Source organism: Enterobacter sp. WCHEn045836 (genome assembly GCF_003965585.1).
Lineage (GTDB): Bacteria > Pseudomonadota > Gammaproteobacteria > Enterobacterales > Enterobacteriaceae > Enterobacter > Enterobacter dissolvens.
Genome location: NZ_RXPT01000003.1, coordinates 144164 through 160150, shown reverse-complemented (window position 1 = coordinate 160150; position 15987 = coordinate 144164). Strand labels below are relative to the sequence as shown.

At 54.2% G+C, this 15987-nt stretch carries 12 protein-coding genes; 1 reads left to right on the top strand and 11 read right to left on the bottom strand.

The genetic code is table 11. The features are described 5' to 3' along the window. Positions 1–11: 11 nt before the first annotated feature. The 10 genes from cydB to sdhC all read right to left on the bottom strand — a co-directional run bounded on the left by cydB (position 12) and on the right by sdhC (position 13156). On the bottom strand, positions 12–1151 hold the full coding sequence (gene cydB, locus EKN38_RS05105; RefSeq protein ID WP_126521779.1) for a cytochrome d ubiquinol oxidase subunit II: 1140 nt from the start codon (positions 1149–1151) through the stop codon (positions 12–14). Between the two features lie 15 nt (positions 1152–1166). Continuing rightward, the gene (gene cydA / locus EKN38_RS05100) at positions 1167–2735 is read right to left on the bottom strand and encodes a cytochrome ubiquinol oxidase subunit I (RefSeq protein ID WP_013097536.1); all 1569 of its coding nucleotides are present in this window, start codon (positions 2733–2735) and stop codon (positions 1167–1169) included. A gap of 735 nt (positions 2736–3470) precedes the next feature. Next, positions 3471–4340, bottom strand: a complete 870-nt coding sequence (sucD, locus tag EKN38_RS05095; protein ID WP_008501094.1) for a succinate--CoA ligase subunit alpha — start codon at positions 4338–4340, stop codon at positions 3471–3473. Next, a complete protein-coding gene (gene sucC / locus EKN38_RS05090; protein WP_006809579.1) occupies positions 4340–5506 on the bottom strand; it encodes an ADP-forming succinate--CoA ligase subunit beta in 1167 nt (388 codons plus the stop codon). Before sucC ends, sucD begins: the two co-directional genes overlap by 1 nt. A gap of 95 nt (positions 5507–5601) precedes the next feature. Then, positions 5602–6822, bottom strand: coding sequence for a 2-oxoglutarate dehydrogenase complex dihydrolipoyllysine-residue succinyltransferase (gene odhB, locus EKN38_RS05085; RefSeq protein WP_013097540.1), 1221 nt, complete (start codon positions 6820–6822; stop codon positions 5602–5604). Positions 6823–6836: 14 nt separating this feature from the next. Further along, the gene (sucA, locus tag EKN38_RS05080; RefSeq protein WP_014831114.1) at positions 6837–9644 is read right to left on the bottom strand and encodes a 2-oxoglutarate dehydrogenase E1 component; all 2808 of its coding nucleotides are present in this window, start codon (positions 9642–9644) and stop codon (positions 6837–6839) included. A 268-nt stretch (positions 9645–9912) separates the two neighbouring features. Continuing rightward, positions 9913–10629 carry a succinate dehydrogenase iron-sulfur subunit SdhB gene (gene sdhB, locus EKN38_RS05075; RefSeq protein WP_008501090.1) on the bottom strand — a complete coding sequence of 239 codons (717 nt, stop codon included), beginning with the start codon at positions 10627–10629 and terminating at the stop codon, positions 9913–9915. Between the two features lie 15 nt (positions 10630–10644). Further along, positions 10645–12411 (bottom strand): succinate dehydrogenase flavoprotein subunit, encoded by a 1767-nt coding sequence (gene sdhA, locus EKN38_RS05070; protein WP_014831113.1) that lies wholly within the window; start codon positions 12409–12411, stop codon positions 10645–10647. Continuing rightward, positions 12411–12758 (bottom strand): succinate dehydrogenase membrane anchor subunit, encoded by a 348-nt coding sequence (gene sdhD / locus EKN38_RS05065; RefSeq protein WP_008501088.1) that lies wholly within the window; start codon positions 12756–12758, stop codon positions 12411–12413. Before sdhD ends, sdhA begins: the two co-directional genes overlap by 1 nt. After that, entirely contained in the window at positions 12752–13156 is a 405-nt protein-coding gene (sdhC, locus tag EKN38_RS05060; protein ID WP_020684965.1) for a succinate dehydrogenase cytochrome b556 subunit, read from the bottom strand. Before sdhC ends, sdhD begins: the two co-directional genes overlap by 7 nt. A gap of 639 nt (positions 13157–13795) precedes the next feature. Between sdhC and EKN38_RS05055 the strand changes: the two genes are divergently transcribed. Continuing rightward, entirely contained in the window at positions 13796–15079 is a 1284-nt protein-coding gene (locus tag EKN38_RS05055; RefSeq protein ID WP_014831112.1) for a citrate synthase, read from the top strand. Between the two features lie 99 nt (positions 15080–15178). On the opposite strand, the gene nei is transcribed toward EKN38_RS05055, so the two are convergent. Continuing rightward, positions 15179–15970 carry an endonuclease VIII gene (gene nei / locus EKN38_RS05050; RefSeq protein ID WP_014831111.1) on the bottom strand — a complete coding sequence of 264 codons (792 nt, stop codon included), beginning with the start codon at positions 15968–15970 and terminating at the stop codon, positions 15179–15181. Positions 15971–15987: the final 17 nt, after the last annotated feature.

Sequence of the window (15987 nt, the reverse complement as noted above, 5' to 3'; positions counted from 1 at the left end):
CAGCTCCTTACTTAGTACATAGAGTGGGTGTTGCTTTCGATATGTTCTTTAGTGATACGACCGAACATTTTCCAGTAACACCAGATGGTGTAGGCCAGAACAATCGGAACGAACACGCAAGCAACATAAGTCATTAAGTTCAGCGTCATATGGCTGGAGGTTGCATCCCACATAGTCAGGCTAGCATTCAGCATGGTGCTGGATGGCATCACGAATGGGAACATAGCGATACCTGCAGTCAGGATGATGCACGCCAGCGTCAGTGAAGAGAAGACGAACGCCAGAGCACCTTTTTCCAGACGAGACGTCAGTACTGTCAGCAGCGGCAGCAACACACCCAGCGCCGGAATAGCCCACAGCACAGGCATCGTGTTGAAGTTCACCAGCCATGCACCGGCCTCACGCGCCACTTCTTTGGTCAGCGGGTTAGACGGTGCGACGTGGTTAATGGCAGAGGTCACCACGTAACCATCAATACCGTATACCACCCAGACACCTGCCAGCGCGAAGCAGATCAGCGTTATCAGCGCGGCAACCTGAGCCGTCGCACGAGAACGCAGGTGCAGCTCACCAACAGTACGCATCTGCAGGTAGGTTGCGCCCTGGGTGATGATCATCGCCACACTGACTACGCCTGCCAGCAGACCAAACGGATTCAGCAGCTGGAAGAAGTTACCGGTGTAGTACAGACGCATGTACTCGTCCATGTGGAACGGTACACCCTGCAGCAGGTTACCGAATGCCACACCAATCACCAGCGGTGGAACGAAGCTACCAATGAAGATGCCCAAGTCCCACATGTTACGCCAGCGGGTGTCTTCAATCTTGGAACGGTAGTCGAAACCTACCGGACGGAAGAATAAAGACGCCAGTACCAGAATCATCGCCACGTAGAAACCGGAGAACGCAGCCGCGTAGACCATCGGCCAGGCAGCAAACAGCGCGCCGCCTGCGGTGATCAGCCACACCTGGTTACCGTCCCAGTGCGGGGCGATGGAGTTGATCATGATTCGACGCTCGGTGTCATTACGACCGAGGAAACGGGTGAGCATCCCCACCCCCATGTCGAAACCATCCGTGACAGCAAAACCGATCAGCAGAACACCGATCAACAGCCACCAGATAAAACGCAATACTTCATAATCGATCATTTGATGACTCCTGTCTTAGCGTGCCGGCTGAGTAGTCACACCGGACTGCTCGTAGTGATAGCGACCGGTTTTCAGGCTGCTTGGGCCAAGGCGCGCGAACTTGAACATCAGGAACAGTTCAGCCACCAGGAACAGGGTGTACAGACCACAGATCAGCAGCATTGAGAAGATCAGATCGCCTGCTGTCAGCGAGGAGTTGGCCACCGCCGTTGGCAGCACCTCACCAATCGCCCATGGCTGACGGCCATATTCCGCAACAAACCAGCCGGACTCAATAGCGATCCACGGCAGCGGGATAGCATACAGCGCCGTACGCAGCAGCCATTTTTTCTCGCCGATGCGGTTACGAATCACAGACCAGAAGGACGCCGCAATGATCAGCAGCATGATGATGCCGCAGCCCACCATGATACGGAAGGCAAAGTAGAGTGGCGCTACGCGTGGAATAGAGTCTTTGGTTGCCATCTGGATCTGCGCTTCCGTCGCGTCGGAGACGTTCGGGGTATAGCGTTTCAGCAGCAGACCGTAGCCCAGATCTTTCTTCACGTCGTTGAACTGGTCACGAACGGCCTGGTCGGTAGAACCGGCACGCAGCTGTTCCAGCAGAGCGTAGGCTTTCATACCGTTACGGATACGGCCTTCGTGCTGCTCCATCAGTTCTTTCAGACCCGTCACCTGTTTATCAACAGAACGGGTAGCGATGATACCGAGCGCGTAAGGAATTTGAATGGCGAAGCGGTTTTCCTGCGCATCCTGGTCCGGAATACCGAACAGGGTAAAGGCAGCAGGAGCCGGTTGGGTTTCCCATTCAGCTTCGATTGCGGCAAGTTTGGTTTTCTGCACATCACCCATCTCGTAACCGGATTCATCACCCAGAACGATAACGGAGAGGATTGCAGCCATACCGAAGCTTGCAGCGATAGCAAAGGAACGCTTGGCAAAGGCGAAGTCACGACCACGCAGCATGTAGTAGGAACTGATGCCCAGGATGAACATCGCGCCGCACACATAGCCAGATGCCACGGTGTGTACGAATTTAACCTGTGCGACCGGGTTCAGCACCAGCTCGGCAAAGCTGACCATCTCCATACGCATGGTTTCGAAGTTGAAATCAGACGCAATCGGGTTCTGCATCCAGCCGTTTGCCACCAGGATCCACAGCGCGGACAGGTTAGACCCTAATGCCACCAGCCAGGTCACCGCCATATGCTGGACTTTGCCCAGACGGTCCCAGCCGAAGAAGAACAGACCTACAAAGGTGGATTCGAGGAAGAAGGCCATCAGACCTTCAATGGCCAGCGGCGCACCGAAGATATCCCCTACATAGTGGGAATAATATGACCAGTTAGTCCCGAACTGGAACTCCATGGTCAAACCGGTAGCCACGCCCAGTGCGAAGTTGATACCAAACAACTTGCCCCAGAACTTGGTCATATCTTTATAAATCTGTTTGCCGGAGAGAACGTATACCGTTTCCATGATGGCCAGCAGGAACGCCATACCGAGCGTCAGCGGCACAAACAGGAAGTGGTACATCGCGGTCAAGGCAAACTGTAAGCGCGACAGTTCGACTACGTCTAACATTATGACTCCTTGCTCATCGCATGAAGACTCCGAGAGTGAACCCCGTTAGCAACGGATCCACACGCATGCCCCAATACAAAGTTATCTGCTCCCCTTCTTCGTTGCCTATTCTCTACAACAGGAAAAAGCAGTGATGAAAGGTTACAAATACGTTAATAAAAAACTCAAATTGATCCCGCAAATATAATACGCTGCAAAACCCTTACAATAAACAGGTTTTTATTGAATCACATTTACGTTTTTCGACGGCGATCAATATATAGCAAAATTACCACTTTTCAGCCATTTTGATCGGGCACAATTTAGCGCTTTTTGATGCTTTTTTCCAAGCATTAAACATTGATTTAAATCAAAAATAATGAGGTATGTTAATTGTGTTTTGATGTGGTGAACATAGTAAAAACCATGTTAAAGATATGTATATGAAATGCAATTAAGGTTATCGAGTAGAAAGATTGATATAAACAGAAGTGATTTTTATTAACTCAGATGTGGAAGAATGAATGATTAATCCAGGACATAAATTTTAGTGCGTTTTTTGTTTTTTTCCACTCGTTCTCTTTGAAGCAAATAAACAACAATTATTTTACTTTTCCAGTCCTGCAAATTAACACCCATTCGTGACTATTTCATGTCGTCCCGTGCGCAATAAAAAAGGCCGCTTTACAGCGGCCAACCATGTCGAAACGGACATTTTTTTATTTCAACGCGCCCTTTTCAGGGCGCAGAGAGGACTTACTTAATGATGGATTTCAGTGCTTCGCCGATATCCGCCAGGCTGCGAACGGTCTTCACGCCTGCGGCTTCCAGCGCTGCGAATTTCTCATCAGCCGTACCTTTACCACCGGCGATAATCGCGCCTGCGTGACCCATACGCTTACCTTTCGGCGCCGTCACACCCGCGATATAACCGACGACTGGCTTGGTTACGTGTTCTTTGATGTAAGCAGCCGCTTCTTCTTCCGCGCTACCCCCGATCTCACCGATCATAACGATCGCTTCGGTCTGTGGATCTTCCTGGAACAGCTTCAGGATATCGATGAAGTTAGAGCCTGGGATTGGGTCACCGCCGATGCCCACACAGGTGGACTGGCCGAAGCCGTAGTCGGTGGTCTGCTTAACCGCTTCATAGGTCAGCGTACCGGAACGGGAGACGATGCCCACTTTGCCCGGCTTGTGAATGTGACCTGGCATGATGCCGATTTTGCATTCGCCTGGGGTGATCACGCCCGGGCAGTTCGGGCCGATCATACGCACGCCCGCTTCGTCCAGCTTCACTTTCACGGTCAGCATATCCAGTGTCGGGATACCTTCAGTGATGGTGATGATCAGTTTGATGCCTGCGTCGATCGCTTCCAGAATGGAGTCTTTGCAGAACGGTGCCGGTACGTAGATAACAGTCGCGGTTGCGCCCGTCGCTTCTACGGCTTCACGCACGGTGTTGAACACCGGCAGGCCCAGGTGTGTGGTGCCCCCTTTACCTGGGGTTACGCCGCCAACCATCTGCGTACCGTAGGCAATCGCCTGTTCGGAGTGGAAAGTCCCCTGGCTACCGGTGAAGCCCTGGCAGATAACCTTGGTATCTTTATTAATTAAAACTGACATTATTTCCCCTCCACTGCGGCAACAACCTGCTGAGCTGCATCCGTCAGACTTTTCGCTGCAATAATATTCAGGCCGCTGTCAGCCAGTTTTTTCGCGCCGAGTTCAGCGTTGTTACCTTCCAGACGCACAACAACCGGAACGTTAACGCCCACTTCTTCCACCGCGCCGATGATACCGTCTGCGATCAGGTCGCAACGTACGATACCGCCGAAGATGTTCACCAGAACAGCTTTCACGTTGTCGTCAGAGAGAATGATTTTGAACGCTTCGGTTACGCGCTCTTTGGTTGCGCCACCGCCCACGTCGAGGAAGTTCGCTGGCTCGCCGCCGTGCAGCTTAACGATGTCCATGGTACCCATTGCCAGGCCCGCACCGTTAACCATGCAGCCGATGTTGCCATCCAGTGCCACGTAGTTCAGTTCCCACTGTGCAGCCTGCGCTTCACGAGGGTCTTCCTGGGACTGGTCGCGCATTTCACGCAGATCCGGCTGGCGGAACAGAGCATTGCCGTCAGCACCCAGTTTGCCATCAAGGCAGATCAGATCGCCCTGAGTGGTGATCACCAGCGGGTTAATCTCGATCAGCGCCAGATCGCGCTCCAGGAAGATGGTCGCCAGCCCCATGAAGATCTTGGTGAACTGCTGAACCAGCTTGCCTTCCAGACCCAGTTTGAACGCCAGCTCACGGCCCTGGTAAGGCATTGGACCTGCCAGTGGATCGATAGCCACTTTGTGGATCAGGTGTGGCGTCTCTTCTGCCACTTTTTCGATTTCCACGCCGCCTTCGGTAGACGCCATGAACACCACGCGACGTGAGCTACGGTCAACCACCGCGCCCAGATACAGCTCTTTCGCGATGTCGGTTGCCGCTTCAACCAGGATCTGGTTGACTGGCTGGCCGTTCGCATCTGTCTGGTAAGTGACCAGACGCTTGCCGAGCCAATGTTCAGCAAATGCACGAATTTCTTCTTTGCTCTTAACAACCTTCACACCGCCCGCTTTACCACGGCCACCAGCGTGAACCTGACATTTAACTACCCACGGGCCGGAACCGATTTTAGATGCGGCTTCTTCTGCTTCACGCGGGGTAGTACAGGCATAACCCACCGGAGCCGGTAAGCCATACCGGGCAAACAGCTGTTTGGCCTGATATTCATGTAAGTTCATGTGTTCTATCCATCCTTCAGGGTAATCGTTATCTTCAAACCTGCAGGCCGGCGCAAGGCGTATCCGGCCTACAGGGCAGGTGATGCTAAAAGGGACTAGACGTCCAGCAGCAGACGCGTTGGATCTTCCAGCAGCTCTTTAATCGCTACCAGGAAGCCTACGGACTCGCGGCCGTCGATCAGGCGGTGATCGTAAGAGAGCGCCAGATACATCATTGGCAGGATCTCCACTTTACCGTCTACCGCCATCGGACGGTCTTTAATGGCATGCATACCCAGGATCGCGCTCTGCGGCGGGTTGATGATCGGGGTAGACATCAGCGAGCCAAATACGCCGCCGTTGGTAATGGTGAAGTTACCGCCGGTCAGGTCGTCTACGGTCAGCTTGCCGTCGCGGCCTTTCACGGCCAGCTCTTTAATATTTTTCTCGATGTCAGCCATACCCAGGGTATCCACATCACGCAGAACCGGGGTCACCAGGCCACGTGGGGTAGATACCGCCATGCTGACGTCGAAATAGTTGTGGTAAACCACGTCATCACCATCGATGGACGCGTTCACTTCCGGGTAGCGTTTCAGCGCTTCAACAACCGCTTTCACGTAGAAGGACATAAAGCCCAGACGGATACCGTGACGTTTTTCAAACGCGTCACCGTACTGCTTACGCAGGTCCATGATTGGCTTCATGTTCACTTCGTTGAAGGTGGTCAGCATCGCGGTGGAGTTTTTCGCTTCCAGCAGACGCTCTGCCACACGCTTACGCAGGCGAGTCATTGGTACACGTTTTTCACTGCGCGCACCCAGAGCAGGCTGTGCTGCTGGTGCTGCCACAGGGGCTTTCGCTTCTGCCTGAGCAGGCGCTTTCGCCAGGTGTTTGTCGATGTCTTCACGGGTCAGACGACCGCCTACACCGGTACCTTTGATGGCTGCCGGGTCAAGGCTGTGTTCAGCCAGCAGGCGACGGATCGCCGGGCTGAGCGCATCGTTGGTCTGTTCTTCCAGAGAAGCCTGCTGGCGCTGAGCCGGCGTAGAGGCTTTCTCTTCAGACTTCGCGCTGGACTCTTTGCCCGCACTGTTGCCTTCACGCAGGCGACCCAGGATCTGGCGAGAGGTTACGGTGGTGCCTTCGTCTTCCAGCACCGCGTCCAGAACGCCATCCGCCGAAGCCGGTACTTCCAGTACCACTTTGTCAGTTTCGATTTCTACCAGCACTTCATCGCGCTTAACGGCATCGCCTGGTTTTTTGTGCCAGGTAGCGACGGTCGCATCTGCTACAGATTCAGGCAGGTCGGGAACAAGAATATCTACGCTACTCATTATGTATCCTTTAATTAATCGACGTTCAGCGCGTCATTGACCAGATCTTGTTGCTGCTTCTGGTGAACGGACATATACCCTACCGCCGGAGAGGCGGAGGCCGGGCGACCTGCATAACGCAGGGCAGACCCAAATGGAATCACTTCACGGAAATGATGCTGACTGCAGTACCATGCGCCCTGGTTGAGCGGCTCTTCCTGGCACCAGACAAAATCATGCACGTGAGCATACGGTTTCAGCGCTTCCTGCACCGCCTGGTGCGGGAATGGATAAAGCTGTTCGATACGCACGATGGCGACATCTTTCTGATCGTTCTTACGGCGCTGTTCCAGCAGGTCGTAATAAACCTTACCAGAACACATCACCACACGCTTCACAGCCTGCGGATCCAGTTCGTCAATCTCACCGATGGCTGGCAGGAAGGTGCCGTTCGCCAGTTCTTCCAGGCTCGACACCGCCAGTGGGTGACGCAGCAGGGATTTTGGTGACATGACCACCAGCGGACGACGCATACCGCGCAGCGCCTGACGACGCAGCATGTGGTAAACCTGCGCCGGGGTAGAAGGTACGCAGACCTGCATGTTCTGCTCTGCGCAGAGCTGCAGATAACGTTCCAGACGCGCGGAGGAGTGCTCCGGACCCTGGCCTTCGTAACCGTGCGGCAGCAGCATTACCAGGCCACACATACGGCCCCATTTCTGCTCGCCGGAAGAGATGAACTGGTCGATAACCACCTGCGCACCGTTGGCGAAGTCACCGAACTGCGCTTCCCAGATGGTCAGAGTGCGTGGTTCCGCAGTGGCGTAACCGTATTCGAAGGCCAGCACCGCTTCTTCAGACAGCACGGAGTCCCAGACCTTGAACTGGCCCTGACCATTGTGCACGTGCTGCAGCGGGGTGTAGGTTGAACCGTTGGACTGGTTGTGAACTACCGCGTGACGGTGGAAGAAGGTGCCACGGCCCGCATCTTCACCGGACAGACGAACAGGAATACCTTCGTCAACCAGCGTCGCGTAAGCCAGCGTTTCCGCGCCGCCCCAGTCGAAGAGCTTCTCACCTGCCGCCATAGACTGACGGTCAGCATAAATTTTCGCTACGCGAGACTGCATCTCGATGGCGTCCGGCACGGTGCTAATGCGTTTAGCCAGCTCCTGCAGGCGCTTCATCTCGACCTTGTTCGGGTAACTCTCATCCCACTCGTGGTTGAGGTACGGCGACCAGGTAAAGGAGTGCATGTTCATCGGACGCAGCTCTTTCACCACGCACTCACCCGCATCCAGCGCGTCGCGGTAGAGGTTGACCATCTCGGTCGCATCTTCCAGCGTCGCCACTTTTTCGCCTTCCAGCTTATCAGCGTAGATTTTGCGCGGGGTTGGGTGTTTTTTGATTTTCTGGTACATCAGCGGCTGCGTTGCACTTGGCTCGTCGGCTTCGTTGTGGCCGTGACGGCGGTAGCAGAACAGGTCGATGAACACATCGCGTTTGAAGGTGTTACGGAAGTCCAGCGCCAGACGGGTCACGAAGGCGACCGCTTCCGGGTCATCCGCGTTAACGTGGAAGATTGGCGCCTGTACCATCTTGCCGATGTCGGTGCAGTAAGGGGTTGAACGCGCATCCAGTGGGTTAGAGGTCGTGAAGCCCACCTGGTTGTTGATGACGATACGAACGGTACCGCCCACTTCATAACCACGCGCTTTCGACATGTTCAGGGTTTCCTGAACCACGCCCTGCCCGGTGACCGCCGCATCACCGTGAATGGTGATTGGCAGCACTTTGTTGCTGCTTGGCTCGTCCAGACGATCCAGACGCGCACGCACGGAACCGATAACCACCGGGCTGACGATCTCCAGGTGCGACGGGTTAAACGCCAGCGCCAGGTGAACCAGTCCGCCTTCGGTTTCGATATCCGACGAGAAGCCCATGTGGTACTTCACGTCACCGGTGCCGAGATGTTCTTTATGTTTGCCCGCGAATTCGTCGAACAGGTCCTGCGGTTTTTTACCCAGCACGTTGACCAGCACATTCAGACGACCACGGTGCGCCATGCCCAGTACCACTTCACGGGTACCGCTCTTGCCTGCGTGACGAATCAGCTCTTTCAGCATTGGCACTAACGCATCGCCGCCTTCCAGCGAGAAGCGTTTTGCGCCAGGGAATTTCGCGCCCAGATAGCGCTCAAGACCTTCCGCTGCCGTCAGTTCGTTGAGGAAGCGTTTTTTCTCTTCAGCAGAGAACGTCGCATGGCCCGCCACGGACTCAATGCGCTGCTGGATCCAGCGTTTCTCTTCTGTCGAGGTGATATGCATGTATTCCGCGCCGATGGAGCCGCAGTAGGTTTGCTTGAGGGCGTCAATCAGATCGCCCAGCTTCATCGTGTCTTTACCGATGGCAAAAGAACCTACGTTAAAGCTTTCCTGGAAATCGGCCTCGGTCAGATCGTGATACGCCGGATCGAGATCCGCCACACGGTCTTGTTTCCACAGTCCCAGCGGATCGAGATTCGCATGCTGGTGACCACGGAAGCGATAAGCGTTAATAAGCTGCAGGACTTTAACCTGCTTCGCATTGGTGTCAGGGTCGGAAATCGCAGAAGAGTAACGTGAGGCATCCTTCGCCAGACGACGGAAATAATCACGTGTTTTGGAATGGAATTGATCCGGTTTGACTCCCGTGCCAGGCAACTGCTGGAACATGGAACGCCAGTTTGCGTCCACTGAGTCAGGATCGGTTAAGAAGTCTTCATAGAGCTGTTCTATCCAGCTCTGGTTGGCACCAGAGAGGTAAGAAGAGTCCAGCCAGGCTTTCATTGCGCCGTTCTGCATCGTGATCCCTTAAGCATTTTTATGCTTACTTTCGCCGTAGAAACTACCACGCACACCGCGTGTACGTGCCGGGGTTCACCTGCGAGCTCTTTTCATTTGGCCCGCGAAGGAACCTTTAGAAACTGTCTTAAGGGTTTCCCCTCACCCCGACCCTCTCCCAAAGGGAGAGGGGGAAGGTCGTCGGCAGTTTTTAAAGATTTCCTGCAATTATCCCCTCTCCCTTTGGGAGAGGGTTAGGGTGAGGGGAACAGCGCTCCCCTCTCACTACTTACGCACTGCGCTGCAGCAGCATCGACTTAATATGGCCGATGGCGCGCGTCGGGTTCAGCCCCTTCGGACACACACTGACGCAGTTCATGATGCTATGGCAGCGGAATACGCTGAAAGCGTCACTTAAACCTTCCAGACGGCTATCGGTTTCGGTGTCGCGGCTATCAATCAGGAAGCGATAGGCAGCCAGCAGACCGGCCGGACCGATAAACTTATCCGGGTTCCACCAGAACGACGGGCACGACGTTGAACAACATGCACAGAGAATACACTCGTACAACCCATCGAGTTTTTCACGCTGCTCAGGCGACTGTAAGTGCTCACGAGCGGGTGGATTTTGCCCATTATTCAATAAGTAAGGCTTAATCTTCTCATATTGTGCATAGAATTGCCCCATGTCTACCACCAAATCACGCACGACCGGCAGGCCTGGCAGAGGACGGATAACAATTTTCTGCCCCGGACGCTGCAGCGCGGAAATTGGCGTGATGCAGGCCAGACCATTTTTGCCGTTCATGTTCACACCGTCAGAGCCACACACCCCTTCACGGCAGGAGCGACGGAACGACAGTGTCGGATCTTTTTCTTTCAGCTGGATTAACGCATCCAGCAGCATCATGTCACGCCCTTCTTCCGCTTCCAGCGTGTAATCCTGCATGCGCGGAGCGTCATCTACATCCGGGTTATAACGATAAACTGAGAATTCGAGTTTCATTGTCCTGTCTCCGCATTAGTAAGTACGAATCTTCGGCGGGAACGCCGGACGCAGTTTCGGTTCCATGTTCACCTGACGGCGCGTCATGGTTTCCGACTCTGGCAGATACAGGGAATGGCACAGCCAGTTTTCATCGTCACGATCCGGGAAGTCGAAGCGGCTATGCGCGCCACGGCTTTCGGTACGGAAGTTGGCCGACATCGCGGTCGCGAACGCGGTTTCCATCAGGTTATCCAGCTCCAGACACTCAACGCGCTGGGTGTTGAACTCGCTGGAAGTGTCATCCAGACGGGCGTTTTTCAGGCGCTCGCGGATCGCTTTCAGCTGCTCAAGACCTTTGGCCATCGCATCACCTTCACGGAATACCGAGAAGTTGTGCTGCATGCATTCCTGCAGCGCTTTGCGGATTTCCACCGGATCTTCACCGTTACGGTTACCGTTCCAGCGGTTGAGGCGCTCAAGCGACGCATCAATTTCGTCGTCAGTGGCGTCACGCAGCGCGCCCTGTTCGGCAATGGATTCCTGCAGGTGCAGACCCACCGCACGACCAAACACCACCAGGTCCAGCAGAGAGTTACCACCCAGACGGTTGGCTCCGTGTACGGATACGCAGGCAATTTCGCCTACCGCGAACAGGCCTGGGATCACCACATCTTCACCCTGCTCGTTCACGGTCAATGCCTGACCGGTCACTTTGGTCGGAATACCGCCCATCATGTAGTGGCAGGTCGGGATAACCGGAATCGGCTCTTTCACCGGATCGACGTGGGCGAAGGTACGGGACAGCTCCAGAATGCCCGGCAGACGGGATTCCAGCACCTCTTTACCCAGGTGGTCGAGTTTCAGTTTGGCGTGTGGACCCCATGGACCATCACAGCCGCGACCTTCACGGATTTCGATCATGATGGAACGCGCCACCACGTCACGACCCGCCAGGTCTTTCGCATTCGGGGCATAACGTTCCATGAAACGTTCGCCGTGTTTGTTCAGCAGGTAACCGCCTTCACCACGGCAGCCTTCTGTCACCAGAACGCCCGCACCGGCGATACCGGTTGGGTGGAACTGCCACATCTCCATATCCTGCACCGGCACGCCAGCGCGGATAGCCATCCCAACACCGTCACCGGTATTGATGTGGGCGTTGGTGGTGGACTGATAAATACGCCCTGCACCGCCGGTCGCCAGCACGGTGGCGCGCGCTTTGAAGTAGACCACTTCACCGGTTTCAATGCACAGCGCAGTACAACCGACAATCGCGCCGTCGGCGTTTTTCACCAGATCCAGCGCATACCACTCGGAGAAGATGGTGGTGTGGTTTTTCAGGTTCTGCTGATACAGAGTATGCAGCAGCGCGTGACCGGTACGGTCAGCCGCTGCTGCGGTACGTGCCGCCTGCTCGCCGCCGAAGTTTTTCGACTGGCCGCCAAACGGACGCTGATAGATGGTGCCATTTTCCAGACGGGAGAACGGCAGACCCATATGATCCAGCTCCAGAATCGCTTCCGGGCCAGTCTTACACATATATTCGATGGCATCCTGGTCGCCGATATAGTCGGAACCTTTTACCGTGTCGTACATGTGCCATTCCCAGTTATCTTCATGGGAGTTACCCAGCGCAACGGTAATACCGCCCTGCGCAGATACCGTGTGGGAACGGGTCGGGAATACTTTAGAGAGCAGCGCACAGGTCTGGCCGCTCTGGGAAATTTGCAGCGCGGCGCGCATACCTGCGCCACCCGCACCAATCACAACAGCATCAAATTCTCTGACTGGCAGTTTCATTACACACCCCACACCACAACGAATCCATAAATAACGTAAACCACCAGTGCAACGACAATGGCCAGCTGCAGAGGAAGGCGAATCGCCAGCGGTTTAACGTAATCGGTCAACACCTGCCACATGCCAATCCAGGCATGAATAAGAATGGAGAACAGCGCCAGCAGGGTGAACACTTTGGTGAAGGCCGATCCGAAGAACCCACTCCAGATTTCCCACGTCAGCGTGCCGCTGGTCGCGAAGAAACCGATCATATAGATGATGTAAAGGGTGAGAACGATGGCGGTAGCACGGACCAGAATGAAGTCATGTACGCCGTTGCGTCCTAATGCGGAGGCGTTGCTTACCATACGAGAACTCCTGCGAGAAGTGAAAGCACGACAGTAATCACAAATGAAATGTTAGCGGAGCGTTTCCCGGCTTCGAAAGTCTCTTCCAGGTAACCAAAGTCCATCAGCATATGGCGAACACCCACCACAACGTGGTACGCCAGTGCGGTCAGAATGCCCCACATGATGAATTTCACGAAGAAGCTGTTCATGATGGCCGAGGCCTGGAGGAATCCTTCAGGAGAAGAGAGGCTGGTGCCCAGTAACCACAGCAGAATGCCTACCGCCACAAACGTAATCACACCCGATACACGGTGCAGAATGGACGCTATTGCTGTTACGGGGAACCGGATCGTTTTGAGATCCAGATTGACAGGTCTTTGTTTTTTCACATTTCTTATCATGAATAACGCCCACATGCTGTTCTTATTGTTTCCTTCCTCCGGACTGCGATGCGGGTCAGACAGCGTTCCTTTTCTATAACTGCGCGTCATGCAAAACATTGCTTCCAAATGCTAAAACGACACGTTACAACGCTGGGTGGCTCGGGATTGCAGGGTGTTCCGGAGACCTGGCGGCAGTATAGGCCGTTCACAAAATCATTACAATTAACCTACATACAGTTTGTCGGGTTTTCTCTGGAACAGTGATCAGGGTCACGATAACAACATCTTTTTAAATTTTAATCATCTGATTTGACAAATGTTAAACAATATTGTTACAAACGTCATCAGAAAAGGCATATAATGCGCAAAAGTTATGAGGTCTCACTTTCACCTGAGAATTAGTTATGTAACAGTGTGATGGTATTGACCGAAGTTATCAGGACAGTTATTAGTGGTATACAGGTTTGAATAATTCGGACTGCAAAAACGCTGATTTGCTGTTGTTTCACTGATATTTCATTCGTTTACCTGCAAGGCGCCATAGCTCTGTACCCTGGTTTCTCCTCGCGAGCTGAGCGGTAAGCCAAATAACAATCTGGTAACGGTGATTAACAGCTGAATGCAAATCCGGTGAACCGCAGTCTTAAGCATAAGGCGCTAAGGAGACCGTAAATGGCTGATACAAAGGCAAAGCTCACCCTAAATGGTGACACTGCTATTGAACTGGATGTGCTAAAAGGCACGCTCGGTCAGGATGTTATTGATATCCGTACGCTGGGTTCCAAAGGGGTGTTCACCTTTGACCCTGGATTTACCTCTACCGCATCTTGCGAATCCAAAATCACCTTCATTGACGGTGACGAAGGTATCCTGCTCCATCGCGGCTTCCCCATCGATCAGTTAGCCACCGAATCCAACTATCTGGAAGTGTGCTACATCCTGCTGAACGGCGAAAAACCGACGCAGGCACAATACGATGAATTCAAAACCACCGTGACCCGTCACACCATGATCCATGAACAGATTACCCGTCTGTTCCATGCGTTCCGTCGTGACTCTCACCCGATGGCGGTGATGTGCGGGATCACCGGTGCGCTGGCGGCGTTCTACCATGATTCACTGGACGTGAATAACCCACGTCACCGTGATATCGCGGCGTTCCGCCTGCTGTCCAAAATGCCAACCATGGCGGCAATGTGTTACAAATACTCTATCGGCCAGCCGTTTGTGTATCCACGTAACGACCTCTCCTATGCCGGTAACTTCCTGCGCATGATGTTCTCCACACCGTGCGAAGAGTACGAAGTAAACCCGGTGCTGGAACGCGCGATGGACCGTATTCTGATCCTGCACGCTGACCACGAACAGAACGCTTCGACGTCCACCGTCCGTACCGCAGGCTCTTCAGGCGCGAACCCGTTCGCCTGTATCGCTGCGGGCATCGCCTCCCTGTGGGGACCGGCGCACGGCGGCGCGAACGAAGCCGCACTGAAGATGCTGGAAGAGATCAGCACCGTTGAGCACATTCCTGAATTCGTGCGCCGCGCGAAAGACAAGAATGACTCCTTCCGTCTGATGGGCTTCGGTCACCGTGTGTACAAAAACTATGACCCACGTGCAACCGTGATGCGTGAAACCTGCCACGAAGTGCTGAAAGAGCTGGGCACCAAAGACGATCTGCTGGAAGTGGCGATGGAGCTGGAACATATCGCGCTGAACGACCCGTACTTCATCGAGAAGAAACTCTACCCGAACGTAGACTTCTACTCTGGCATTATTCTGAAAGCGATGGGCATTCCGTCTTCCATGTTCACCGTAATCTTCGCCATGGCACGTACCGTGGGCTGGATTGCGCACTGGAACGAAATGCACAGCGAAGGCATGAAAATCGCCCGTCCTCGTCAGCTGTACACCGGCTACGAGCAGCGTGATTTTAAGTCTGACCTGAAGCGCTAAAAGACGTGGGGGCGGCCTGATGCCCTCACCCCGGCCCTCTCCCACCGGGAGAAGGTGAAAACATTAAAAACGGTAACCTGAGGGTTACCGTTTTACTTTTTACCTCTGGCACCCCGGGCACCAGTAAAACGGTCGTGAAGAGAGCGTTGTCTTCTCAATCACCCCACCGCATCGCTCGCACTTTTTCCCCGCCCGATGAAACACCTTAAAGCGGAACAGCGCCCCGTGATGCTTATTCTCATCCACCACGCCGCGCGTATTATACGAAAGACGCGGAATCTCCAGCAGCGCGTGAGAGAGCGCTTCCAGCTGGTCATCGCTCAACTGCGACGCTTTGTGCTGCGGTGCCAGCCCTACTTCCCAGAGAATTTCGACGCGAAGGTAATTGCCTAATCCGGCCAGGAAGGCCTGATCGAGCAGTAGCCCGGAAAATTGCCGGTTGCGGAATTTAGGGGATAACAAGCGGGCTTTAACGTCGTTCGCCGTCAAACGCATATCCAGCACGTCCGGCCCGACCCGCTGTAAGAACGGGTGCGTAAGCAGTTGTTCCGGCGTTAACATTTCGATATCAGACGCGCTATACAGCAGAATCGCTTTATCCGCGGTTTGCAGCCTGACGCGCAGCACCCTTGTCGTTTGCGGCTGCTCGTTGGCGTTCACCACCCGCCAGACGCCGTAAAGCTGGTTGTGGCTGTATAACGTCAGGTTATGGGAAAAATGCGTCAGTAACGCCTTTCCCCGCGTTTCGATGTGGGTCACCGTTTGTCCCACCAGCGGTGCTTCAAACGGCTTCAGGTGAGGAAAAGCAAACCAGACGTCCGTCAGGGGTTTGCCTTTTATCGCCGCCTCGAGGCTATCCGCAGCGCGGCGGATCTCCGGGCCTTCTGGCATCTCTTTATCCTTATGAT

Coding starts and splice junctions, on each gene's coding strand:
- sucD (WP_008501094.1), bottom strand. CDS start 4,340: ATGTCAGTTTTAATTAATAAAGATACCAAGGTTATCTGCCAGGGCTTC.
- odhB (WP_013097540.1), bottom strand. CDS start 6,822: ATGAGTAGCGTAGATATTCTTGTTCCCGACCTGCCTGAATCTGTAGCA.
- sdhA (WP_014831113.1), bottom strand. CDS start 12,411: ATGAAACTGCCAGTCAGAGAATTTGATGCTGTTGTGATTGGTGCGGGT.
- EKN38_RS05055 (WP_014831112.1), top strand. CDS start 13,796: ATGGCTGATACAAAGGCAAAGCTCACCCTAAATGGTGACACTGCTATT.
- nei (WP_014831111.1), bottom strand. CDS start 15,970: ATGCCAGAAGGCCCGGAGATCCGCCGCGCTGCGGATAGCCTCGAGGCG.
- sucC (WP_006809579.1), bottom strand. CDS start 5,506: ATGAACTTACATGAATATCAGGCCAAACAGCTGTTTGCCCGGTATGGC.
- sucA (WP_014831114.1), bottom strand. CDS start 9,644: ATGCAGAACGGCGCAATGAAAGCCTGGCTGGACTCTTCTTACCTCTCT.
- cydB (WP_126521779.1), bottom strand. CDS start 1,151: ATGATCGATTATGAAGTATTGCGTTTTATCTGGTGGCTGTTGATCGGT.
- sdhD (WP_008501088.1), bottom strand. CDS start 12,758: ATGGTAAGCAACGCCTCCGCATTAGGACGCAACGGCGTACATGACTTC.
- cydA (WP_013097536.1), bottom strand. CDS start 2,735: ATGTTAGACGTAGTCGAACTGTCGCGCTTACAGTTTGCCTTGACCGCG.
- sdhC (WP_020684965.1), bottom strand. CDS start 13,156: ATGTGGGCGTTATTCATGATAAGAAATGTGAAAAAACAAAGACCTGTC.
- sdhB (WP_008501090.1), bottom strand. CDS start 10,629: ATGAAACTCGAATTCTCAGTTTATCGTTATAACCCGGATGTAGATGAC.